This window comes from Streptomyces sp. P3, from assembly GCF_003032475.1.
GTDB lineage: Bacteria > Actinomycetota > Actinomycetes > Streptomycetales > Streptomycetaceae > Streptomyces.
The window spans coordinates 1,113,730-1,136,264 of sequence record NZ_CP028369.1 but is presented as its reverse complement, the minus strand read 5'-3'; the positions used below and the strand labels follow the sequence as shown (position 1 = coordinate 1,136,264).

At 71.5% G+C, this 22,535-nt stretch carries 22 protein-coding genes and 1 riboswitch; of the genes, 10 read left to right on the top strand and 12 right to left on the bottom strand.

Translation table 11 applies throughout. The features are described from left to right. Nucleotides 1–30 precede the first annotated feature (30 nt). A complete protein-coding gene (locus tag C6376_RS04990; RefSeq protein ID WP_107442287.1) occupies nt 31–615 on the bottom strand; it encodes an antibiotic biosynthesis monooxygenase in 585 nt (194 codons plus the stop codon). 187 nt (nt 616–802) lie between these two features. Then, on the bottom strand, nt 803–1,651 hold the full coding sequence (locus tag C6376_RS04985) for a hypothetical protein (protein ID WP_107448780.1): 849 nt from the start codon (nt 1,649–1,651) through the stop codon (nt 803–805). A 131-nt stretch (nt 1,652–1,782) separates the two neighbouring features. Between C6376_RS04985 and C6376_RS04980 the strand changes: the two genes are divergently transcribed. From C6376_RS04980 to C6376_RS04960, 5 genes are all read left to right on the top strand, one after another. Next, the gene (locus tag C6376_RS04980) at nt 1,783–2,154 is read left to right on the top strand and encodes a hypothetical protein (RefSeq protein WP_107442286.1); all 372 of its coding nucleotides are present in this window, start codon (nt 1,783–1,785) and stop codon (nt 2,152–2,154) included. 57 nt (nt 2,155–2,211) lie between these two features. Further along, the gene (locus C6376_RS04975) at nt 2,212–3,399 is read left to right on the top strand and encodes a glutathionylspermidine synthase family protein (protein WP_107442285.1); all 1,188 of its coding nucleotides are present in this window, start codon (nt 2,212–2,214) and stop codon (nt 3,397–3,399) included. 19 nt (nt 3,400–3,418) lie between these two features. After that, nucleotides 3,419–3,509: riboswitch (ZMP/ZTP riboswitch) on the top strand. Between the two features lie 31 nt (nt 3,510–3,540). Further along, nucleotides 3,541–4,995: a glycine hydroxymethyltransferase gene (locus tag C6376_RS04970; protein ID WP_107442284.1), complete on the top strand. Its 1,455-nt coding sequence runs from the start codon at nt 3,541–3,543 to the stop codon at nt 4,993–4,995. A gap of 111 nt (nt 4,996–5,106) precedes the next feature. Next, a complete protein-coding gene (gene trpS, locus C6376_RS04965) occupies nt 5,107–6,120 on the top strand; it encodes a tryptophan--tRNA ligase (RefSeq protein WP_107442283.1) in 1,014 nt (337 codons plus the stop codon). Between the two features lie 176 nt (nt 6,121–6,296). Continuing rightward, on the top strand, nt 6,297–6,875 hold the full coding sequence (locus tag C6376_RS04960; RefSeq protein WP_107442282.1) for a 2'-5' RNA ligase family protein: 579 nt from the start codon (nt 6,297–6,299) through the stop codon (nt 6,873–6,875). Nucleotides 6,876–6,888: 13 nt separating this feature from the next. Here the strand turns inward: C6376_RS04960 and C6376_RS04955 are convergent, their stop codons facing one another. After that, nucleotides 6,889–7,644, bottom strand: a complete 756-nt coding sequence (locus C6376_RS04955; protein WP_107442281.1) for a decaprenylphospho-beta-D-erythro-pentofuranosid-2-ulose 2-reductase — start codon at nt 7,642–7,644, stop codon at nt 6,889–6,891. Between the two features lie 264 nt (nt 7,645–7,908). On the opposite strand from C6376_RS04955, the gene C6376_RS04950 reads away from it, so the two are divergent. Continuing rightward, complete coding sequence (locus C6376_RS04950) at nt 7,909–8,826, top strand: YihY/virulence factor BrkB family protein (protein WP_107442280.1); 918 nt, start codon at nt 7,909–7,911, stop codon at nt 8,824–8,826. On the opposite strand, the gene C6376_RS04945 is transcribed toward C6376_RS04950, so the two are convergent. After that, nucleotides 8,780–10,144, bottom strand: coding sequence for a D-alanyl-D-alanine carboxypeptidase family protein (locus tag C6376_RS04945; RefSeq protein WP_367881033.1), 1,365 nt, complete (start codon nt 10,142–10,144; stop codon nt 8,780–8,782). The two genes, C6376_RS04950 and C6376_RS04945, sit on opposite strands and share 47 nt — an antisense overlap. 91 nt (nt 10,145–10,235) lie before the next feature. Here C6376_RS04945 and C6376_RS04940 point away from each other — a divergent pair, with 91 nt between their 5' ends. Both C6376_RS04940 and C6376_RS04935 read left to right on the top strand, forming a co-directional pair. Then, nucleotides 10,236–10,475, top strand: a complete 240-nt coding sequence (locus C6376_RS04940; RefSeq protein WP_057584767.1) for an SCO4848 family membrane protein — start codon at nt 10,236–10,238, stop codon at nt 10,473–10,475. 2 nt (nt 10,476–10,477) lie between these two features. Next, nucleotides 10,478–11,920 carry a metallophosphoesterase gene (locus C6376_RS04935; protein ID WP_107442278.1) on the top strand — a complete coding sequence of 481 codons (1,443 nt, stop codon included), beginning with the start codon at nt 10,478–10,480 and terminating at the stop codon, nt 11,918–11,920. 275 nt (nt 11,921–12,195) lie between these two features. Here C6376_RS04935 and C6376_RS04930 read toward each other — a convergent pair whose 3' ends face one another. Both C6376_RS04930 and C6376_RS04925 read right to left on the bottom strand, forming a co-directional pair. After that, on the bottom strand, nt 12,196–13,641 hold the full coding sequence (locus C6376_RS04930) for a HAMP domain-containing sensor histidine kinase (protein WP_107442277.1): 1,446 nt from the start codon (nt 13,639–13,641) through the stop codon (nt 12,196–12,198). Beyond that, a complete protein-coding gene (locus C6376_RS04925) occupies nt 13,638–14,327 on the bottom strand; it encodes a response regulator transcription factor (protein ID WP_107442276.1) in 690 nt (229 codons plus the stop codon). Before C6376_RS04925 ends, C6376_RS04930 begins: the two co-directional genes overlap by 4 nt. A gap of 168 nt (nt 14,328–14,495) precedes the next feature. Here C6376_RS04925 and C6376_RS04920 point away from each other — a divergent pair, with 168 nt between their 5' ends. Continuing rightward, nucleotides 14,496–16,898, top strand: coding sequence for an MMPL family transporter (locus C6376_RS04920; RefSeq protein ID WP_107442275.1), 2,403 nt, complete (start codon nt 14,496–14,498; stop codon nt 16,896–16,898). A gap of 1 nt (nt 16,899) precedes the next feature. On the opposite strand, the gene C6376_RS04915 is transcribed toward C6376_RS04920, so the two are convergent. From C6376_RS04915 to C6376_RS04905, 3 genes are read right to left on the bottom strand one after another with little or no spacing between them, the layout of a single operon-like run. Continuing rightward, a complete protein-coding gene (locus C6376_RS04915; RefSeq protein WP_107442274.1) occupies nt 16,900–17,676 on the bottom strand; it encodes a TetR/AcrR family transcriptional regulator in 777 nt (258 codons plus the stop codon). 11 nt (nt 17,677–17,687) lie between these two features. Next, the gene (locus C6376_RS04910; RefSeq protein WP_107448779.1) at nt 17,688–18,224 is read right to left on the bottom strand and encodes a thiol-disulfide oxidoreductase DCC family protein; all 537 of its coding nucleotides are present in this window, start codon (nt 18,222–18,224) and stop codon (nt 17,688–17,690) included. 5 nt (nt 18,225–18,229) lie between these two features. Next, the gene (locus tag C6376_RS04905) at nt 18,230–18,646 is read right to left on the bottom strand and encodes a hypothetical protein (protein WP_107442273.1); all 417 of its coding nucleotides are present in this window, start codon (nt 18,644–18,646) and stop codon (nt 18,230–18,232) included. 134 nt (nt 18,647–18,780) lie between these two features. Between C6376_RS04905 and C6376_RS04900 the strand changes: the two genes are divergently transcribed. After that, nucleotides 18,781–19,218 carry an SMI1/KNR4 family protein gene (locus tag C6376_RS04900; protein ID WP_107442272.1) on the top strand — a complete coding sequence of 146 codons (438 nt, stop codon included), beginning with the start codon at nt 18,781–18,783 and terminating at the stop codon, nt 19,216–19,218. Nucleotides 19,219–19,224: 6 nt separating this feature from the next. Here the strand turns inward: C6376_RS04900 and C6376_RS04895 are convergent, their stop codons facing one another. From C6376_RS04895 to sdhA, 3 genes are all read right to left on the bottom strand, one after another. Next, entirely contained in the window at nt 19,225–19,824 is a 600-nt protein-coding gene (locus C6376_RS04895; RefSeq protein ID WP_107442271.1) for a Uma2 family endonuclease, read from the bottom strand. Between the two features lie 167 nt (nt 19,825–19,991). Then, nucleotides 19,992–20,771, bottom strand: coding sequence for a succinate dehydrogenase iron-sulfur subunit (locus C6376_RS04890; protein WP_107442270.1), 780 nt, complete (start codon nt 20,769–20,771; stop codon nt 19,992–19,994). Next, complete coding sequence (gene sdhA, locus C6376_RS04885; RefSeq protein WP_107442269.1) at nt 20,771–22,525, bottom strand: succinate dehydrogenase flavoprotein subunit; 1,755 nt, start codon at nt 22,523–22,525, stop codon at nt 20,771–20,773. Before sdhA ends, C6376_RS04890 begins: the two co-directional genes overlap by 1 nt. Nucleotides 22,526–22,535 lie beyond the last annotated feature (10 nt).

The window sequence follows — 22,535 nt, the reverse complement described above, 5'->3', positions numbered from 1 at the left end:
CCGCCCACCTCCCTAGGGTCGTTCTCTGGACTACGCGGTGCGTTTGTGCCGACCGCGGAGTGCCTGGAGCGGTGGATACAGCCATTTCTTGAAGAAACGCTGGAGGCGGGGCATGAGAATCCAGGTGACGAGGGCCGTCACGCACAGACACAGCAGCAGCGTGCGCACGAAAGGATTGAGTCCGCCGAGATAAGGAAGCACGATGAGATTGAAGAGGAGCACCGGCGGGAAAACGGCGCTCATATTCACGAACCACAACTTCCATTTCGACGGCGGGCCCGGCGGGGCGGGCGGCTTCGGCGCGGGAGCCTGGGCGTCGAACCACGCCTTCGAACCCCGCACGCTGCGGCGGTCCGTCTGCCGGGCGATGCCCTGCGTCCGGGCGTCCCACCGCAACCGGGCGGCCGAGTCCTCCCAGGCGCGCGCCGCGCCTTCGCTGACGAAGCGATAGACCACATGCCATTCCGCCCCTTCGTCGACGAGTACACCACCTCCCAGGAATCCGGGCTGCTGTGCGCTCGCGCCCAACATGCCCCATCCCCAGGAATGAAAGTCGGCCTCTCGGCCCGGCACCACGTGATAAGCGGCGGTGACGGTGACGGGATTACTGGTCACGCCGTCGAGTACGCGTCAGAGAGCGCTTGCGTTCACAGGTCCTCCAAACTTTTGCCGCCGTCGCCCCGCTGTCCGAAAAGAGGCTTTCGGCGGGTCTCGTCACCTCTGCGGACGGAATCGAAAAGAAAAGAACCGGCTGCGCGTCCGGTTGATCACCGGACGGTCGGCCGAGGTCGCCGGACGACCTTCATTCCGAAGGCGGCGCCGTTTCCGGCGCCTCCCCGAACCGGGCGAGCGCCAACGCGCCCGCGACGGCGACCGCGAAGCCCAGCACCGCCAGCCACGCCAGCCCCTCCCGGGTGCGGTCGCCCAGCCACACCACACCCACCAGCGCCGGCCCGATCGTCTCCCCGATCACCATTCCCGCCGTGGCCGTCGTCACCGACCCCCGCTGCAGGGCCGTGGTCAGCAGCAGGAACGCGGCCCCGCCGCCCAGCAGCAGCGCGTAGAGGGCCGGGTCCGTCAGCAGTTCCACCGGGGACACCGAGTCGATCAACCGCACCGCCACCTCCACCACCCCGAACCCGCACCCCGCGCCCAGGCCCAGCACCAGCGCCCGCCCCCGTTCCGGCAGCCGCCCGCCGACCAGTCCCAGCCCCAGCATCGCCACCGCCGCGCCGAGCATCGCCCACGGCAGGGCGGCCGGCCCGCTCTCCTCGCCCTCCGCTCCGGAGGCCAGCCCCAGCATCGCCAGCCCCGCGCACACCACCGCCACGGCCGCCCACTCGATCCGGCTCAGCCGCACGTGCAGCAGCCGCGCGGCGACCACCGCCGTCACCGCGAGGCTCGACGCGAGGGCCGCCCCCACGGCGTAGATCGGCACCGACCGCAGCGCGACGATCTGGAACACGAACCCCAGCCCGTCCAGCCCCAGCCCCGCCAGGTACCGCCACTGCCGCACGGCCCGCAACAGCAGCGCCGCGTCCCCGCCGCGACCGCCCCCCGCGCCCGACTCGGCGGCAGCCGCCCGCGCCGCCATCGCCTGCAACACCGTCGCCGCGCCGAAGCAGACCGCCGCACCGAGCGCACACACCATTCCCAAGAGCACGAAACGGACTGTAGGCGAGCGGGCCGCCGCCGGGCCGCCTTCGATCGCCCTCACCCCGATGTCTAGGCTGTCGACCGGAAATCGCCGTACGGGCGACGCGACCAGGGGGAGACACGGACATGGCGGAAACGCGTCGACGACTTCGTTCGGGCACGGTCGTGCTGGGGGGAGTGGGGCTGCTCGCCACCGCCCTCACCGCCTGCTCCTCCGACCCGGACAAGCGCTGCGTCGACCGTGACAGCTACACCCTCGCCAAGGGGTACGAGGTCGTCGCCGACAAGAACTGCAAGTCCTCCAAGAGCACGTCGCACGGCGTCTGGTACTACGGCGGCAACAAGAAGGGCTCCTGGGTCGACGGCGGCTCCCTCGGCAAGCCGGGCAAGGGGTCCGGCGGTTCCAGCGGGTCGAGCAGCGGCGGCGGCAGCGGCGTGGACCGCGGCGGTTTCGGCGGCGACGGCGGCGGCAGCCACAAGGGCAGCTCCGGCGGCTGAGCGACCGGACGACCCGACGACCCGACGACCGAGCGGCTGAACAGGACACCGTCACCCATGCGACGTCACACCGTCGAACCCCGCCCCGGCTGGCAGCGGACCGTCGAGGAACAGGGCCTCGTCTACCCCCTCACCCGTCACCCCGACGGCAGCCTGCGCCCCTACTGGGACGAGAGCGCGTACTACGCCTTCACCCTCGACGAGGTCGAGGCGCTGGAGGAGACCGTCGAGGAACTGCACGCCCTGTGCCTGGCCGCGGCCGAGCACCTGGTGGACGCCGGCCGCCTCGCCGACCTCGGCATCACCGACCCGCCCGTCGCCGCGGCGGTCGCCGAGGCCTGGCAGCGGCGCGCCGAACTCCCCTCCGTCTACGGCCGGTTCGACCTCCGCTACGACGGGACGGGCCCGGCGAAGCTCCTGGAGTACAACGCCGACACCCCCACCTCCCTGGTCGAGGCCGCCTCCCCCCAGTGGTTCTGGATGGAGGAGCGCTTCCCCGGCGCCGACCAGTGGAACTCCCTGCACGAACGCCTGGTCGCCGCCTGGAAGAAGCAGGCCGCGCTGCTCCCGCCCGGTAACCCCCTGTACTTCGCGCACTCCTCGGCCGACGAGCTCGGCGAGGACCTGATGACGGTCGCCTACCTCAAGGAGACCGCCGAGCAGGCCGGCCTGGACACCGACTGGATCTCCATGGAGGAGATCGGCTTCGACCCGCTGTCCGGCCGTTTCGTCGACGGACAACTCCGCTTCATCCGCAGCTGCTTCAAGCTCTACCCCTGGGAATGGCTCACCACCGACCGCTTCGCCGGCCACGTCCTCGACACCCTCGACAACGGCGGCGGCACCGGCAGCACCCTGTGGATCGAGCCCGCCTGGAAGATGCTCCTCAGCAACAAGGCGCTGCTGGCCGTCCTGTGGGAACTGAACCCCGGCCACCCCCACCTGCTGCCCGCGTACCTCGACGGCCCGCGCGACCTCGCGGCGACCGCCGGCTACGTCGCCAAGCCGCTGCTGGGCCGTGAGGGGGCCGGCGTCACGATCCACGAGAAGGGCGCCGATCCCGTCGTCCGGGACGACGAGCCCTGCTGCTACCAGCAGCTCGCCCCGCTCCCCGCCTTCGACGGCAACCACGTCGTCCTCGGCGCGTGGGTCGTGGACGGGGAGCCGGCCGGCCTCGGCATCCGCGAGTCGGCAGGCCTGATCACGGACGAATACGCCCGCTTCGTCCCGCACGTGATCCTCTGACCCGTACCCGGTAGGCTGGCGAGCGGGCCGTGACTGGCGCGCTGGGATGGGACGGACCATCGGGGAGCGGCCCGTGAGCAGTGACAGTGCCGTGCGCCTGGGCCGAACCGAACTCGCCGTACGCCACGTCCGGAGGTCCCGATGCCCGAGAATTCCGCACCCCTGTCCACCGAGTCGGCCGCGTTCCGCGCCGCCCTCGACGTCGTCCGCGCGGTCGAGCCGCGCGTCGCCGACGCCATCGGCCAGGAGCTCGCCGACCAGCGCGAGATGCTCAAACTGATCGCCTCGGAGAACTACGCCTCCCCGGCCACCCTCCTCGCGATGGGCAACTGGTTCAGCGACAAGTACGCCGAGGGCACCGTCGGCCGCCGCTTCTACGCCGGCTGCCGCAACGTGGACACCGTCGAGTCGCTCGCCGCCGAGCACGCCCGCGAGCTCTTCGGGGCCCGCCACGCATACGTCCAGCCGCACTCCGGCATCGACGCCAACCTCGTCGCCTTCTGGGCCGTCCTCGCCGACCGCGTCGAGGCGCCCTTCCTGGAGAGGACCGGCGTCCGCCAGGTCAACGACCTCTCCGAGGCCGACTGGGCCGAGCTGCGCCAGGCCTTCGGCAACCAGCGCATGCTCGGCATGTCCCTGGACGCCGGCGGCCACCTCACCCACGGCTTCCGCCCTAACATCTCCGGCAAGATGTTCGACCAGCGCTCCTACGGCACGGACCCCGCGACCGGCCTCATCGACTACGACGCGCTGCGCACGACGGCCCGTGAGTTCAAGCCGATGATCATCGTCGCCGGCTACTCGGCGTACCCCCGGCTGGTGAACTTCCGGATCATGCGGGAGATCGCCGACGAGGTCGGCGCGACCCTCATGGTCGACATGGCGCACTTCGCGGGCCTGGTCGCCGGCAAGGTCCTGACCGGCGACTTCGACCCGGTCCCGCACGCCCAGATCGTCACCACGACCACCCACAAGTCGCTGCGCGGCCCGCGCGGCGGCATGGTCCTGTGCGACGACTCCCTCAAGGACCAGGTCGACCGCGGCTGCCCGATGGTCCTCGGCGGACCGCTCCCGCACGTCATGGCCGCCAAGGCCGTCGCCCTCGCCGAGGCCCGGCAGCCGTCCTTCCAGGACTACGCGCGGCGCATCGTGGACAACTCCCGCGCGCTGGCCGAGGGCCTGACGCGGCGCGGCGCGACCCTGGTCACCGGCGGCACGGACAACCACCTGAACCTGATCGACGTCGCCTCCTCCTACGGCCTCACCGGCCGGCAGGCCGAGGCCGCGCTGCTCGACTCGGGCATCGTCACCAACCGCAACGCCATCCCCGCCGACCCGAACGGCGCCTGGTACACGTCCGGCATCCGCATCGGCACCCCCGCGCTGACCACCCGCGGCCTCGGCACGGCGGAGATGGACGAGGTGGCGGCCCTGATCGACCGCGTCCTCACCGCCGCCGAGCCCGGCACCACGAAGTCGGGCGCGCCGTCGAAGGCCTCCCACGTCCTGGACGGGAAGATCGCGGACGAGATCTCCCGCCGGGCGACGGACCTGGTGGCGGGCTTCCCGCTGTACCCGGAGATCGACCTCGGCTGACCGGCGGCGTCCCGGGCGGCCCGCGCGGCCGCCCGGGACCCGTTCGGGCTCCGCCAGGGTCCGCCCGGGACCCGTTCCGGGTGGTCCCCGCGCTCTGAGACAATAGGAGGCATGGCCTCAGACCGACCCCGCGTGCTCTCCGGAATCCAGCCCACCGCAGGCTCGTTCCACCTCGGCAACTACCTCGGCGCCGTCCGCCAGTGGGTGGCCCTGCAGGAGTCCCACGACGCCTTCTACATGGTCGTCGACCTGCACGCGATCACGGTCCCGCAGGACCCGAAGGAGCTCGGCGCGAACACGCGGCTGGCCGCCGCCCAGCTCCTCGCGGCCGGCCTCGACCCCGAGCGCTGCACCCTGTTCGTCCAGAGCCACGTCCCCGAGCACGCGCAGCTCGCCTGGGTCATGAACTGCCTCACCGGCTTCGGCGAGGCCAGCCGGATGACGCAGTTCAAGGACAAGTCCGCCCGGCAGGGCGCCGACCGCGCGAGCGTCGGCCTCTTCACGTACCCGATCCTCCAGGTCGCCGACATCCTGCTCTACCAGGCCCACGAGGTCCCGGTGGGCGAGGACCAGCGCCAGCACATCGAGCTCACCCGCGACCTCGCCGAGCGCTTCAACGGCCGCTACGGCGAGACGTTCACGATCCCGAAGCCGTACATCCTGCGCGAGACCGCGAAGATCTACGACCTCCAGGACCCGTCGATCAAGATGAGCAAGTCGGCGTCCACGCCGAAGGGCCTCATCAACCTGCTCGACGAGCCGAAGGCCACCGCGAAGAAGGTGCGCAGCGCGGTCACCGACACCGACACGGTCATCCGCTACGACACCGAGAACAAGCCGGGCGTCAGCAACCTGCTCACGATCCTCTCGACGCTGACCGGCCGCAGCGTCCCCGAGCTGGAGCACAGCTACGAGGGCAAGCTCTACGGCGCGCTCAAGACGGACCTCGCCGACGTCGTCGTCGACTTCGTCACGCCCTTCCGGGACCGCACCCAGCAGTACCTGGACGACCCCGAGACGCTCGACTCGATCCTCGCCAAGGGCGCCGAGAAGGCGCGCGCCGTCGCCGCCGAGACGCTGTCCCGGACGTACGAGCGGATGGGCTTCCTGCCCGCGAAGCACTGAAGGCGCTCCGAAGCACTCGGGGCGCGCCGCACACATGTTCCTCGCGGCAGAGCGCTGCACATCACTCCGTCTGCGCCTGCCCAGAGCACAGCCGTGGCCGTACAGTCGATAGCCGTACGACTGAGTACGAACCCGGCACCACACCCCGCCATCACGACATGACGACAGGAGAAGACGTGGGGACCGTAACGATCGGCGTGTCGATCGCGGTCCCGGAGCCTCACGGCAGCCTGCTCCAGGAGCGGCGCGCAGGCTTCGGCGACGCCGCGGCTCACGGCATCCCCACCCACGTCACGCTCCTGCCGCCGACCGAGATCGAGGCCGGCGCGCTGCCGGCCGTCGAGGCGCACCTCACCGAGGTCGCGGCGGCCGGCCGGCCCTTCCCCATGCGGCTGTCCGGCACCGGGACGTTCCGGCCGCTGTCACCGGTGGTCTATTTGAGGGTCGTCCAGGGCGCGGAGACCTGCGCCCGGCTCCAGCAGCGCATCCGGGAGGCCTCCGGGCCCCTCGTGCGCGAGCTGCAGTTCCCCTACCACCCGCATGTCACCGTCGCGCACGGCATCGACGAGGCGGCGATGGACCGGGCCTTCGAGGAACTCGCCGGCTACGAGGCCGAGTGGCCCTGCACCGGCTTCGCCCTCGCCGAACAGGGCGCCGACGGCGTGTGGCGCAAGCTCCGCGAGTTCCCCTTCGGCGGCACGGTGGTGCCCCCGCAGGCCGCCCACGTCGACCGGGGCTCCCTGCCGGCGCGCTGAACCCCCGGCTGGTTCAGAGCGGCAGGCGTCGGAACAGCCCCCGCGGCAGGTGGCGCAGGGCGGACGTGACCGCGCGCAGCGACGCTGGCGCCCAGACCGTCTCCGATCGGCGCCGCAGTCCCAGTTCGACGGCCACGGCGACCGCCTCCGGCGTGGTCGACAGCGGCGCTCCCGCCCGCCCGGCCGTCCCCTTCGTCCGCACGAACCCGGGACGCACGACCATGACGTGGACGCCGGTGCCGTGCAGGGCGTCGCCGAGGCCCTGGGCGAAGACGTCGAGGCCGGCCTTGCTGGAGCCGTAGATGAAGTCCGAGCGGCGGGCCCGCTCGGCGGCGACCGAGGAGAACACGACCAGCGACCCGTGTCCCTGTTCCTGCAGGGCCAGCGCGCAGATCAGGCCGGCCGACACCGCCCCCGTGTAGTTGGTCTGCGCGACCCGCACCGCGGCCGCCGGCTCGCGCTCGTCGTTCGCCTGGTCGCCGAGGACGCCGAAGGCGAGGAGTACCAGATCCACGTCGCCCTCGGCGAAGACCTTCCCGAGGGCGCTCTCGTGGGACTCCGGGTCCAGCGCGTCGAAGGGCACGGTGCGGACGTCCGCCCCCAGCAGCCGCAGCTTCGCGGCGGCCGACTCCAGGGCCGGCGACGGCCGCCCCGCCAGCCACACCGTGCGGGTGCGGCGCGCGATCAGCCGGCGCACGGTGGCCAGGGCGGTCTCGGACGTGCCGCCGAGGACGAGCAGGGACTGGGGGAGGCCGAAGGCGTCCTTCATACGGGCTCCTGAGGAACGGTGTCGGCGACGGTCTCGGCGGACATGTCGGCGACGGTATCGCCCCTGCTGGGGCGGTTAGTTCTGAAACATGACGATCATCCCCGAAACGGGTGATTAGTGGGATGTCGCTCGATAGCGCCGGAGTTCCCGTGCCGTCGGCGTGAACAGCGGCCCGGTGCGTGCGCCGGTGACTTCCGCGCCCCGCCGGGGCACTCGGGTCCCGCTCCTCGGCGTCATCCGCCGGGAGCAGGGCAGAGTGGGCTCATGGACTGGCTCAGAAAGCTGCCCGGCATCGGGCCGGCGGTAGCGCGCCTCATGGCCACGCACGCGTGGCGGTCGTACGAGCGCCTGGACCGCGTGAAGTGGACGCGGCTCGCCGCCGCGATGACGTTCGTGAGCTTCGTGGCGCTCTTCCCGCTGCTCACCGTGGCCGCGGCCGTCGCCGCCGCCACTCTGGGCGAGTCCCGCCAGCAGGAGCTCCAGGACAAGATCGTCGACCAGGTCCCCGGCATCTCCGACCAGATCGACGTCAACGGCCTGGTCGAGAACGCCGGCACGGTCGGATCCATCGCCGCCGCCGTCCTGCTGCTCACCGGCATCGGCTGGGTCGGGCAGATGCGGGACTGCCTGCGCGCGGTGTGGGAGCTGCCCGACAAGGACGAGAACCCGGTCCTCGCCAAGGTGAAGGACGCGGGAGTCCTCCTCGGCCTCGGCGGAGCGCTCCTGCTCACCCTCGCCATCTCCACCGTCGCCTCGGCGCTGGTCGGCTGGGTCACGGACGAACTCGGCATCGACCAGGCCGGCTGGGGCAGTGTCCTGCTGAGGTCCGCCGCGTTCGCCGTCGCCGTCCTCGCCGACTTCCTGCTGCTGCTCTACGTCCTCACCCTGCTGCCGGGCGTCGAACCGGGCCGCCGCCGGCTCGTCGTCGCCGCGTTCATCGGCGCCGTCGGCTTCGAGCTGTTGAAGCTGCTGCTGAGCGGTTACATGCAGGGCGTGGCCGCGAAGAGCATGTACGGCGCGTTCGGCGTGCCCATCGCCCTGCTGCTGTGGATCAACTTCACCGCCAAGCTGGTCCTGTTCTGCGCGGCCTGGACGGCGACCGGCGGCACACCCGACGACCCCCGGGACATCGACGTCAGCGACGACGTCGTACCAGGTCCGGCAGCGGCCAGCGGCGGTTGACCAGCCACGCGCCGCCCGCGAGCAGCACCAGCAGACCGCCGGTGACCGCCAGCGCGATCCACATGCCGCCGGAGCCGTCGTCGGCCACCGCGCCCGCCACCGGCTTCGCCGACGCGTTCCCCGCGCCGCCCGCCTGCCCGGCCCCCTCGGACGAGGACGGGTTCGCGCCCGGCTGGGCGCTCGGCTGCGCTGCGTTCTTCGGCGCGACCAGCTCGCCCACCGGCGTCACCTTGCCGGCCGCCTGGAAGCCCCAGTCGAACAGGGCGGCGGTCTCCTTGTAGACCTCGTTGTGGTCGGCCTTCTCCGGGTTCATGACCGTGACGAGCAGCACCTTGCCGTTCCGCTCGGCGACGCCGGTGAAGGTGGCGCCCGCGTTGGTGGTGTTGCCGTTCTTGACGCCCGCGATACCGGGGTACTGCGAGATGTCGTAGTCGCCGCTGAGCAGCCGGTTGGTGTTCTGGATCTCGAAGGTCCCGCGGCTGGTCCTGCCCTTCTTGTTCTTCGTCGTGGCGCCGGGGAACTTGGCCGAGACGGTGGAGCAGTACTCCCGGAAGTCCTTCTTCTGCAGGCCCGAACGGGCGAACAGCGTCAGGTCGTACGCCGAGGACACCTGGCCGGGCGCGTCGTAGCCGTCGGGGGAGACCACGTCGGTGTCGAGGGCCTGGAGTGCGTCGGCGTGCTCGTTCATCTGGGCGACCGTGGCGGCGACACCGCCGTTCATCGCGGACAGGACGTGCACGGCGTCGTTGCCCGACCGCAGGAAGACGCCGAGCCACAGGTCGTGGACCGTGTACGTCTCGCCCTCCTTTATCCCGACGAGGCTGGAGCCGGAGCCGATGCCGGCCAGGTCCTTCGGGTCCACCTTGTGCACGGTCGCCGGGGGGAAGCGCGGCAGTACGGTGTCGGCGAACAGCATCTTCATCGTGCTCGCCGGGGGCAGCCGCCAGTGCGCGTTGTGCGCGGCCAGCACGTCGCCCGACTCGGCGTCCGCGACGATCCACGACCGCGCCGTGAGGTCCTTCGGCAGCACCGGCGCGCCGCCCGCGATCGTCACCTGTGTGCCGGCCTGCCCGAGCCGGGCCCCGCCCACGGTCGACATCTTCGCCGGGGGAGTGACCGAGGGACCGGCGGACGGCGAGGCCCCCTTCGAGGCCCCGGCGGACGCCGACGCCGACGCCGACGCGGACGGCGAACGGGGCGCCGACGGGGGCGGGATCGGCGCGGCGAACGAGACGGGCGCGGTCAGCGCGAGGGCCGCGAGGGTCGCGGAGGTGACCAGCAGGGAGCGCCTGACGGTCTGCTTCATGGGTGCGGGCACGACGCAGAACGTACCCGGCCCGCGACGCGAAGTCCCGCTCCCCTCCCCACCCCGGTCACGGAACAGGACACCGGGCGGCGATACTGAACGTATGACGCTCAGCCGCCGCCTCTCCTGGTTCCTGCTCGCCTTCGGGGTGTGGAGCTGGATCATCTGGGTCACTTTCGTCAAGAACCTGGTCAAGGACAGCAGTGGGCTGGCGTTCGAGGACGGCGACCCCACCGCGTACTTCTGGGTGCATCTCACGCTGGCCGTCGTGTCCTTCGTATTGGGGACGGTCGTCGGGGCCATCGGGTTGCGTGGTCTGCGCGCACTCGGCCGGACGTCATAGCCGTGGTGCTCGTCTTCGCGCTCGTCGCACTGACCGTGCTGGTCACGGGCAACTGGTACCTGTGGCGCCGGCTGTTCCGCGACACCACCCGCGGTCCCGGGTGGGCCCGCCGCGGCGGCGCCGCGCTCATCGCCGGCGGCTGGCTGCTGGCCGTCGGCGCCCTGGTCGCCGAGCGGGCGGGCGCCCCCTTCTGGCTCCAGCGGGTCCTCGCCTGGCCCGGCTTCCTGTGGCTGGCCCTGTCGGTCTACCTGTTGCTGGGCGTCGTCGCGGGCGAGGCGGTACGGCCGCTGCTGCGCCGCTTCCTGGAGAGGCGGGCGCGCGCCGGAGCCCCGGCCGGGCCGTCCGCCGCCCAGCGGCCGGACCCGGTCCCGGTGGGCGCGCCCACCCCCGGACGGTCCGGCTCGGGGAAGGCGCCGGGTCCGGGCCTGTCGGGTCCGCCCACATCGGGTACGGGCGAGCCGGGTACGGGGAAGCCGGGTACGGGAGAGTCCGGGTCGGCGAAGTCCGAGCCGGGACAGGCGGAGCCGGAGCCGGAGCCTTTTGGTCCCCGGCAGTCGGCGTCCGGGCGGTCGGCGTCCGCGGAGCCGGCGGCGGACGGGCCGGGCTCAGGGACGCCCGCGCCGTCCCGTCGGCTGTTCGTCTCCCGGGTGGTGGCCGGAGCGGCGGCCGCGGCCGCCGCGGGGACCGTCGGCTACGGCACCTACGGCGTGCTGCGAGGACCCCGGGTCAAGCGGGTGACCGTTCCCCTCGCCAAGCTTCCGCGGGCCGCCCACGGTTACCGGATCGCGGTGGTCAGCGACATCCACCTGGGCCCGGTGCTGGGCCGCGGCTTCGCCCAGAAGGTCGTGGACACGATCAACGCGACGCAGCCCGACCTGATCGCGGTCGTCGGCGACCTCGTCGACGGCAGCGTCAAGGACCTAGGGCCGGCGGCCGCCCCGCTCTCGCAGCTGAGGGCCCGTCACGGCAGCTACTTCGTCACCGGCAACCACGAGTACTTCTCCGGTGCCGAGAGCTGGGTCGAGGAGGTGCGCCGACTCGGCCTCACCCCGTTGGAGAACGCGCGCACCGAGCTCGCCTGGTTCGACCTCGCCGGCGTCAACGACATCGCCGGCGAGAGCGAGGGGCAGGGCCCCGACTTCACCCGGGCGCTCGGCGGCCGCGACACCGCGCGCGCCTGCGTGCTCCTCGCCCACCAGCCGGTCCAGATCCACGACGCCATGAGCCACGGCGTCGACCTCCAGCTCTCCGGACACACCCACGGCGGTCAGCTGTGGCCCGGCAACTTCGTCGCCGCCGCCGCGAACCCCACCGTGGCGGGACTGGAACGCCACGGCGACACCCAGCTGTACGTGTCCCGTGGCGCCGGCGCCTGGGGCCCGCCCGCCCGCGTCGGCGCACCGTCCGACATCACCGTCGTCGAACTGGCCTCCCGGCACGCCTGACGGGGGCTCGACGGGGCCCGGGTCGCCGTACGCCCCGGCGCGCGCGGTTGATCCCACACGCCCGCCATACGCCCGGCGTGACACCGGGCACTCACCCGGCACGGCGGCTGCGACGGAGTCGTGCGCGGGGGAGGAGCGGACGTGCCGAGACGCAACTCCTTCCGGCTGCCCCGGCATCCGGCATCCGGCGTCCGTCGGCCCCGGTCACCGCCCCCCTCCGGCCCCGCCCACGGGCGTCCGCGGGCAGGCACCCGACCGGGCGGGCGGCGACGTGCTCATCCGCAGGTCTTCGGGCGGCTCGGCAAGGTCACCGTCACTCCCAACCCCTCACCCGGCGCCGTCCGCACGCTCACCTCGCCCCCGTGGGCCCCGACGACCCCCTGCACGATCGCCAGGCCCAGCCCGCTGCCCGCGCCGCCGCCGGCCCGGAAGAAGCGGTCGAAGACCCGCGCCGCGTCCTCGGCGGCCAGCCCCGGTCCCTCGTCCTCCACCCACAGCCGTACGACGCCGTCCACCCGCCCCACGCCGAGCCGCACCGGCACCCCGGCAGAGGTGTGCGTGCGGACGTTGCCGACCAGGTTGCCCAGCACCTGACGCAGCCCCGACTCGTCCGCCCGCAGCAGCACGGCCCCGTCGGCCTCGACGGTCACCGGCCGGCCGGGCTGCTGCGCCCGCAGGTCCTGCGCCGACTCCCGCACCAGACGGCTCACGTCCACCGTGCGCAGCCGCAGTTCGGGCCGCTGGTCGAGACGGGCCAGCATGAGCAGCTCGTCGACCAGCCGGCCCATCCGGTCCACCTCGCCGTTCATCCGGTCCCAGGCCCGTCGGCGCTCCTCCGGCTCGACGAGCATCCCCTGGTCGTACAGCTGGAGATAGCCGCGGATCGCGGAGAGCGGGGTGCGCAGTTCGTGCGAGGCGTCGGCGACGAAACGGCGCAGCTGGGCGGCGCTGCGCTCGCGCGTGCGGTACGCCGTCTCCACCTGGTGGAGCATCGAGTTCAGGGCCAGCCGCAGCTGTTCGACCTCGTGGGTGGGGTGCTGGCTGGAGGGCACCCGCCGGGTCAGGTCCCCCTCGGCGATCGCCGACGAGGTCTCCACCATGTCCTCCAGTGGCCGCATCCGCCGCCGCACGCTGAACAGGGTCAGACAGGCGAGCAGCGCCAGCAGCAGCGTGCCGACGGCGAGATCCAGCCGGAGGGCCTTCGCTATGCCGTTGTGGAGCGCCTCGGTGGAGGTGGCGAGCAGGATGTACGTGCCGTCGGAGAGCCGGGTCGCGGTCGCCCGGTAGGGGGCGCCGTTCACGGTGACGTCACTCGGTCTGTCGGCGGCGGCCAGCGCACCCGGGTCCCGTACGGCGTCGGCGAGACCGCGCTGGGCGTCGGTGGGCTCGACGCCGAACAGGGTGAGGGCGGTGCCCCGGCCGTCGACGGCGGTGAACACCGAGTCCGGCGCGGGAGGCGCGTCGCCGTCCCGGGGTGCGAGGCGGTCCCGGACGACGCTCAGCGCGCTCAGCGAGTCGATCTGGCTCAGCGTGAGCCGCGAACCGCCCAGCGAGTCGCGCAGATGCGTCAGTTCGGTGTCCACCTGGTCGAGCAGGTAGTGCCGCATCCCCATCAGGCTGACGGCGGTCGCCACGACGATGCCGAGCGCGAGCAGCCCGACGCTCGCCGCCGTCAGCTTGGCGCGCAGGGAGTGGACGCCGTGCCGGTGGATCCGCCTCACGCCAGCCCGTATCCCACGCCCCGCCGGGTGGTGATCACCGGCGGCCCCAGCGGGTCCAGCTTGCGCCGCAGATAGCTGATGTACGTCTCGACGACGGTCGACTCCGGCGGGGTGTGCTCGTACTGCCAGACGTGGCGCAGGAGTTGCTCCTTGGGCACGACCCGGCCGCCGTTGCGCACCAGGAAGCGCAGCAGCGCGTACTCGGTCGGGGTGAGCTCGACCGAGCGGCCGTCCCGGCGCACGCTGTACGTCGTCTCGTCCAGCTCCAGGTCGCCGTAGCGCAGCGGCGGCCGCTGCGGCAGGACGTCGGTCGGCCGGGTGCGCCGCAGGACCGCCGTGATCCGGGCGACCACCACGTCGATGTCGAACGGCTTGGTGATGTAGTCGTCGCCGAAGCCGAGGGCGCCGACGATCTCGGCCGGCGCGTCCCGCGCGGTGAGGAACACCAGCGCCAGGTCGGGCCTGCGGGCCCGCAGTTCGCGCCCCAGCGCCCGTCCGTCGCCGTCCGGCAGCATCACGTCGAGGAGGGCGGCGTCGGGCCGGGTGCGGTCGGCGAGGGCGAGGGCCTCACGGACCGTGCCCGCGGTCATGACCTCGAAGCGGTGATAGCGCAGGGCGATGGCGAGGACGTCCGCGATGCTCGGTTCGTCCTCCACGACCAGCACGGTTCCACAAGCCGTCGTCATGCCCCCAGTATCGGCGGCCCCCCGCGCCGCCGGGGCCGGTTCGTGCTTTGGAGTTCCTTGAGAGTCGGCCGGTCCGCATGTCCGCGCGGGCGCGCCGCCGCCGATCCTGTAGCCCAGGACCTGGGGGACCGACCGACGATCTTTTGAAGGAGATGGAGCGTGGCGGCATTGGCGCGCTGGTGCTATCGGCATCGGCTGGTGGTCCTGTTGCTCTGGGTGGGGGCGCTGTTCGGGCTGGGATTCTCGGCCTCGGCGGCGGGCACGGACTACGCGAACGTCTTCTCCCTCCCCGACACGGACTCCAAGAAGGCGTACGACCTGATGGAGAAGGCGTTCCCCGCGCGCGCGGGCGACACCGACACGGTCGTCTGGAAGGTCGACGAGGGCTCGGTACGGGACCAGGACGTACGGTCCCGGATACAGCCCGTCCTCGACGACATCGCGAAGATGAAGGGCGTCGGCGGGGTCACCGGCCCCTACACCGGGGGAGCGGGGCAGATCAGCGGCGACGGGCGGATCGCCTACGCCCAGATCACCTTCACCGAGCAGGCGAACGCGGTACCCAAGGAACTCGTCCAGGACGTCGTCGACACCGCGCGCGGCGCCGGACGGGACGGCCTGGACGTCGAGGTGGGCGGCCAGGCCGTCAAGCGGGTGCAGGAGCCGCCCACCGGCCTCGCCGAGATGGTCGGTCTCGCGGCGGCGGCGGTCGTCCTGTTCCTGGCCTTCGGCTCGCTGTACGCGATGCTGCTGCCGCTCGCCGTGGCGGTCTTCGGCGTCGGCATGGGACTGTTCTCGACCCAGCTGCTCAGCCATGTCACCGACATCCCGGACCTGGCCCCGCTGCTGTCCTCGCTGATCGGGCTCGGCGTCGGCATCGACTACGCCCTGTTCATCGTCACCCGGCACCGCAAGGGCGTGCTGCGCGGTGTCGACCCGGAGGAGTCGGCGGTCACCGCCCTCAACACCTCGGGCCGGGCCGTGCTGTTCGCGGGCGGCACGGTGTGCATAGCCCTCGCCGGGATGCTGGTGACGAACCTGCGCTTCCTGGACGGCGTCGTCATCGGCACCTCCCTCACGGTGGTGCTGAGCGTCCTCGCCGCGACGACGCTGCTGCCCGCGCTGCTCGGCTTCCTCGGCGTGCGGGTGCTGAGCCGCAGGCAGCGGCGCCTGCTGACGGATGGGGGAGGCCCGGAGCCGGAGAACACGAGCAGCCCGTCGGCCCGCTGGTCGACGAGTGTGCAGCGCCGCCCCCGGACGATCGCCGCGCTCGCCCTCGTCGTCATGGCCGTCCTGGCGCTGCCCGTGCTGTCGCTGCGTCTCGGCGCCACCGACCAGGGCAACGACGACGCCTCGACGACCACTCGCCAGGCCTACGACCTGCTCGCCGAGGGCTTCGGACCGGGCTTCAACGGCCCCCTCCAGGTGGTCGTGGACGGCGGCGACGCCAACGCGTTGACCCGGGGCATCGCGAAGACGCCCGGCGTCGCGCAGTCGGTCGCGCTGCCGCCCGCCGGCGGGATCACCGTCATCCAGGTGGTGCCCACGACCTCGCCGCAGTCCGAGCAGACGGACGCGCTGATCGACCGGCTGCGCGACGAGGTGATCCCCACCTCCGGGACGCAGGCGCACGTGGGCGGTGTCACGGCGGTCTCCAAGGACTTCGCGACGGTCACCGGCGACCGGCTGCCCCTCTTCATCGCCACCATCATCGGCCTCGGCTTCCTGCTGCTGCTGGTCGCCTTCCGCTCGCTGGTCGTGCCGCTGACGGCCGCCGTGATGAACCTGGTGGCGGCCGCCGCCTCGTTCGGTGTGCTCGTGGCGGTCTTCCAGTGGGGCTGGGGCCTGGATCTGCTCGGCCTCGGCAAGGAGGGGCCGATCAACGCCTTCCTGCCGATCATCATGCTGTCCCTGCTTTTCGGCCTTTCGATGGACTACCAGGTCTTCCTGGTCAGCCGGATGCACGAGGAGTGGGTGCACACCAGGGACAACGCGCGGGCGGTCCGGGTGGGCCTCGCGGAGACCAGCCGGGTCATCAACTCCGCCGCCCTGATCATGGTGTGCGTCTTCCTCGCCTTCGTGCTCAGCGGCGACTCCGGCGCGGCGATGGCGGGCGTCGGCCTCGCGGCGGCGGTCGCGCTGGACGCGTTCATCCTGCGCACGGCTCTCGTGCCGGCGGCGATGCACCTGCTGGGCGACTCCAACTGGTGGCTGCCCGGGTGGCTGGAGAAGCGGCTGCCGCATCTCGCGGTCGAGCCGAAGGAGGAGGCCGTGGAGCAGGCCGCGGCGGGCGGCGGGCCGGCCACGGTCGTCCACGGCTTCGTCCGCGACACGGCGGGCGACCCGGTCGAGGGCGCGACGGTCACCCTGCTGACCGAGGACGGGGCGGAACGCGACCGGGTGACCTCGCTCGCCGACGGCTCGTACATCCTCTCCGTCCCCGTCCCCGGGACCTATCTGCTGGTGATCACGGCCGAGCCGCCGCTGCTGAAACGCACCAGGCAGCTGACGGTCGCCGGGGAGCCCCTGGTGTACGACGTGGAGCTGGAGGAGGGGGCGGAGGTCGGCTGACTCACGCCTCGGCCGGGCCCGGCGGGTTCTTCTTCGCCTGGTCCGGCAGCGCGTTGGACATCCCGGGCAGGAAGTCCGTGAACAGGTCGTGCACCTCGAGGACGAGCGGTCGCAGCACCCGGAACCGGGCCAGCGCCACCCCCCGCGCGGTGAGGCGCGCGCCCCGTCCGGCCAGCCGGTAACTGCGCTCGCGGCCCTCTGTGCGGTCGTAGATCCAGTACATGACGAGGCCCATCTGCGAGAGCCACATCAACTCGGGCAGCACCTCCCGCAGTTCCTCCGGCACCTTCGCCCTCGACCCCGCGAGCACCTCCTGGTGGACGGCTATGGCCTGCACGCGCGCGGGTTCCGACTCGGCGGAGAACGGGCTGAGCGGGCTGTCCGGGTCGGCGGCGTTCTTGAAGAACTGGACGGCGAACTCGTGGTAGGGCTCGGCCACCTCCAGCCACACCCGCAGCACTCCCGCCAGCCGGGCCTCCAGGCTCGTCTCCCGCGCCAGCACGTCCCGGACGGCCTCCCGGTGCTCGGCGGCGAGCCGGTCGTAGAAGCCCTGGATCAGATGCTCCTTGCCGGCGAAGTAGTAGTACGCGTTGCCGACCGAGACCCCGGCCTCCTTGGCGATGGCCCGCATCGTCGTCTTGTCGTAGCCGCGTTCCTGGAACAGCCGCATCGCCGTCTCGAGGATCAGGGCACGGGTCTGTTCGGACTTGGACGCGGGAGTCCCGGGGGACCCGGTCGGGGAAGCGGCCTCTTCGGGACCGTCGTTGTTCGCGGGCACGGAAGGAGAGCCTAGTCAGTGGCGCAGGCGCCGCCCGCACAGGCAGGCGGGTCGTAGAGCCAGCCCAGCCGCGGGTCGTACGACCAGCCGTCGCCACGCCGGTACACGCCCCCGCCCCAACCGGCGGCCGGCTCCTGCCCCTGGCGCCACCTGGCGGCGGCGAGCACCGCGGCCCGCGCGACCTTCGCCCCGGCCGGAGTGCTCAGCCGGTGCGACAGCGGGCGGTGCTCGCGCAACGCCCAGAGGACGACGATCCAGGCGGCGGCGCCCCGGTAGACCTGGCCCGCGTCGCCGACGACGGTGATCTCGTCGAGCGTGGCGCGGTGGTCGAGGCCGGGATAGCGGGCGCACGCCTGCGCCGACCCCGCCGGGACGAACTCCAGCGGCACCAGCTGCGGCTGCCGGCGCAGCCAGTCGCACAGGAAGCGGCACAGCGAGCACTCGGCGTCGTGCAGGACGGTGAGCCGGCGGACCGGGACGCGGCGGGCGTCCCGGTCGGCGGCGGCCTGCGCGGGCGGCGCACCCTGCGCGCCCCGGTCGGCCGTCATGGTGCTCACGCCCCGGTCGCGGGCGCCGACGGGGCGGTCCAGCCCTGCGGGGCGACGGGCGGCAGCTGCTCCCGCTCCATGATCCCGCGGCGCCGGATCCGGTTGAGCACGTACACGTTGCCCAGGTGCATCGCGCCGAGCACCAGCAGCACCACGCCCAGCTTGGTCGACAGGGCCTCGAAGACGCCCCGGGTGTCCTCGATGGTGTCGTCACCGCTCAGGTACAGGGCGACGAACCCGAGGTTGACCAGGTAGAACCCGACCACCAGGAGGTGGTTGACGGCGTCGGCGAGTTTCTCGTCGCCCTGGAGCACGTCGGCGAGGAAGACCCGCCCGTTGCGACTGAGGGTCCTGGCCACCCAGACGGTCAGCCCGATGCTGACGATCAGGTAGACGACGTAGGCGATGACCGTGCGGTCCATGTTCCCCACCTCTTCTTGAACGCGTTCAAAACGCTGTCGGGGATGACTGTAGCCCTGCTTTTGAACATGTTCAACTCGATGGGGCGACGAGTGAAAGGGCTTGTGCGCCAGGGGGATCCGTGAAAGATGGCCGCATGTGGATCGATCTCATCTCCTCGCTCAGCGCCGACGTGAAGCTCGGCGGTCCCGGCTGCGAGGAGGAAATGCGCGCGACCGAGGCCGTGCTCGGGCATCCTCTTCCGGCCGCCCTCAAGGACTTCTGGCGGCTCGCCGACGGCGCGCACGACGAGAACGGGTTCGCTGTCGTCTGCTCGGTCGGCGAAGTGATGGGCCGCAACCTGGAGTTCCGGAGCTCGGCCGACTTCCGCGACCTCTACATGCCCTTCGATCCGCTGCTGCTCTTCGGCGAGAGCGCCGGCGGCGACCTGTTCGCCTGTGTCGTCAGGCCGCAGCGGCCGGACGTCTTCGTCTGGGACCACGAGAACGACAGCCGCCGCTGGGCGGCGAACAGCCTGGAGGACTATCTGCGCCGGCGCCTCGGCGACGACCCGGAGTGGTACGCGTCCTGGTGACGGGGGTCAGTCCTCTGTCTCCGGGCGTCCGGCCTCCAGCAGCCGGCTCACGTCCAGGACGACCTTGCCGCCGATCGATTCGGGCAAGGTGACCGACTCGCCGGCGGTGTGGATGTGGTGGGTCGTGTAGCTGTCCCGGACCGGCTCGGTGAGGACATGGAGGCGCTGATGCCGACGGTCGATGATGACGTAGACGGGAATCCCGGCCCTCGCGTAGGACGTGACCTTCGCCCGGAGGTCGGTTTTCCAGTTGCTGGACGTCACCTCCATGACGAGCCGGAAGCAGGCCGGGTCGTAACAACTGTTCTCGACCCGGTGGTCGCGGTAGTCGTCGTCGACCACCGACAGGTCGGGGATCACATAGTCCTCCGGGCCTGTCGGAAGCCAGAGGCCGATACCCGGAAGCGCACGCACCAGACCGAGTTGCAGGAAAGGAACGGCGAACAGCATCAGGGCTTCGGAGCGCGGGCCGTCCGGTGCTGGGCTCACGAGGATCTGGCCTCCGATGATCTCGACGCGGCGGCCAGGGAGACTCTCCATGATGAGGTTCGCCTCGGCGATCAGCGGCTGGTTCTCTCGGGGCCGCTCGACAGCTGCTGAGGACATCTGGCGCCTCCTGTGGGCTGGTGTCGAGAGCATCATCGTAGGCCGGACGCTCCCTGGATGTCCCCCTTGATCACGTTCACCCGATCGTGGTGTGTGAACGCCCAAGGGCCCCGCCCCCGGTGCTGGAACCGGGAGACGGGGCCCTCGTGGACGTACGGGACCGCGGGTCAGAAGCGACGGGTGATCAGGGCCTTCTTGACCTCGGCGATCGCCTTCGTGATCTCGATGCCGCGCGGGCAGGCGTCCGTGCAGTTGAACGTGGTGCGGCAGCGCCACACGCCGTCCTTGTCGTTCAGGATCTCCAGCCGCTGCTCGCCCGCCTCGTCACGCGAGTCGAAGATGAAGCGGTGGGCGTTGACGATCGCCGCCGGGCCGAAGTACTGGCCGTCGTTCCAGAACACCGGGCAGGACGAGGTGCAGGCCGCGCACAGGATGCACTTCGTCGTGTCGTCGAACCGCTCGCGGTCCTCCGCCGTCTGCAGACGCTCGCGCGTCGGCTCGTTGGTGTCCTTCGTGATCAGGAAGGGCATCACGTCCCGGTACGCCTGGAAGAACGGCTCCATGTCGACGACCAGGTCCTTCAGGACCGTCAGGCCCTTGATGGGCTCGACCGTGATCGGCTTCTCGGGGTTGATGTCCTTGATCAGCGTCTTGCACGCCAGGCGGTTCTTGCCGTTGATCCGCATCGCGTCCGAGCCGCAGATGCCGTGGGCGCAGGAACGGCGGAAGGTGAGCGTGCCGTCGAGCTCCCACTTGATCTTGTGCAGACCGTCGAGGACGCGCTCCTTGGGGTCGATCTCCAGCTGGAAGTCGTCCCAGACCGCGTCCGCCGAGACCTCCGGGTTGAACCGGCGGATGCGGAAGGTGACGGTGATGTACGGGGAGTCGGCGAAGCCGGGCTCGGGGGCGCCGGCCGCGTCCGCCTTGTCGAGGGTCGGGGTAGCCATCAGTACTTACGCTCCATCGGCTGGTAGCGGGTCTGGACGACCGGCTTGTAGTCGAGACGGACGGTCTCGGTGCCGTCGTCGCCCACCTCGCGGTACGCCATGGTGTGGCGCATGAAGTTGACGTCGTCGCGGTTCGGGTAGTCCTCGCGGTAGTGGCCGCCGCGGGACTCCTTGCGGGCCAGCGCCGACACCGCCATGACCTCGGCCAGGTCGAGCAGGTTGCCCAGCTCGACGGCCTCCAGCAGGTCCGTGTTGAACCGCTTGCCCTTGTCCTGGATCGAGACGTTCTTGTACCGCTCGCGCAGCTCGGCGATCTTCTCGACCGCCGTCTTGATCGTCTGCTCGGTGCGGAACACCATGACGTTCGCGTCCATGGTCTCCTGCAGCTCGCGGCGCAGGACCGCCACGCGCTCGGTGCCCGTGGAGGCCCGCAGCCGCTCCACCTGGTCGACGACCAGCTGCGCGGGGTTCTCCGGCAGCTCGACGAAGTCCGCCTTCTGGGAGTACTCGGCGGCGGCGATGCCGGCCCGCTTGCCGAACACGTTGATGTCCAGCAGCGAGTTGGTGCCCAGACGGTTGGCGCCGTGCACCGACACGCAGGCGACCTCGCCGGCCGCGTACAGGCCCGGGACGACCGTCGTGTTGTCGCGCAGGACCTCGCCCTCGACGTTCGTCGGGATGCCGCCCATGGCGTAGTGCGCGGTCGGCTGGATCGGGATCGGGTCCGTGTAGGGCTCGATGCCCAGGTAGGTGCGCGCGAACTCCGTGATGTCGGGCAGCTTGGCGTCCAGCTGCTCCGGCGGGAGGTGGGTGAGGTCCAGGTAGACGTGGTCGCCCTCGGGACCGCAGCCGCGGCCCTCGCGGATCTCGGTGTAGATCGAGCGGGAGACGACGTCACGGGAGGCGAGGTCCTTCATGACCGGCGCGTACTTCTCCATGAAGCGCTCGCCGTCCTTGTTGCGCAGGATGCCGCCCTCACCGCGGGCGCCCTCCGTCAGCAGGATGCCCATGCGCCAGATGCCGGTCGGGTGGAACTGGAAGAACTCCATGTCCTCCAGCGGCAGCCCGCGCCGGTACACGGCCGCCTGGCCGTCACCGGTCAGCGTGTGCGCGTTCGACGTCACCTTGAAGAACTTGCCGCAGCCGCCGGAGGCGTAGATCACGGCCTTCGCCTGGAAGACGTGGATCTCCCCGGTGGCCAGCTCGTACGCCACGACGCCGGCGGACTTCATGACGCCGTCGACCTCGGTGACCAGCTGGTCGAGGACGTAGAACTCGTTGTAGAACTCCACGCCCTCCTTCACGCAGTTCTGGTACAGCGTCTGGAGGATCATGTGGCCGGTGCGGTCGGCCGCGTAGCAGGACCGGCGGACCGGGGCCTCGCCGTGGTTGCGGCTGTGACCGCCGAAGCGGCGCTGGTCGATCGTGCCGTTCGGGGTGCGGTTGAACGGCAGGCCCATCTTCTCCAGGTCGAGGACGGAGTCGATGGCCTCCTTCGCCAGGATCTCGGCGGCGTCCTGGTCGACCAGGTAGTCACCGCCCTTGACCGTGTCGAAGGTGTGCCACTCCCAGTTGTCCTCCTCCACGTTGGCCAGCGCTGCGGCCATGCCGCCCTGTGCGGCGCCCGTGTGGGAGCGGGTGGGGTAGAGCTTGGTCAGCACGGCGGTGCGGCTGCGCTTGGTCGACTCGATGGCGGCGCGCATACCGGCGCCGCCGGCGCCGACGATGACGGTGTCGTACTTGTGGATCTTCATGATTCTCGCA